Raw genomic sequence first — 389 nt, forward strand, 5'->3', positions numbered from 1 at the left:
CGAAGGCGATGAAGAGGCCGGGCACCAGGCCCGCGATCAGCAATGTGCCGATGGACACGTTGGCGATGGAGCCGGCAATGACGATCAGGATCGACGGCGGAATGATCGAGGAGAGCGTGGAGGTGCAAAGCGTCATGCCGACGGCATAACCCTTCGGGAAGCCATGCCGCTCCATCGCCTTGATCTCGATGGCGCCGACAGAGGCGATGTCAGCGACGGACGAGCCGGAGACACCGGAAAAAATCACCGAGGAGATGACGTTGACGTGACCGAGGCCGCCGGGCAACCAGCCCACCATGGCCTCGGCGAAATCGAAAATGCGCTCCGCAACACGCCCCCGCTCCATGACGGTGCCGACGAGGATGAACAGCGGCACGGCGACGAGCAGG

Annotated in this window: 1 protein-coding gene; it reads right to left on the reverse strand. The window is 63.8% G+C overall.

The features are described 5' to 3' along the window. Positions 1 to 389 (reverse strand): TRAP transporter large permease subunit (locus EN804_RS35015; RefSeq protein ID WP_135922328.1); only part of this gene is annotated, 389 nt, incomplete at both ends.

The sequence above is a fragment of the Mesorhizobium sp. M8A.F.Ca.ET.161.01.1.1 genome, assembly GCF_004792105.1.
Classification (GTDB): domain Bacteria; phylum Pseudomonadota; class Alphaproteobacteria; order Rhizobiales; family Rhizobiaceae; genus Mesorhizobium.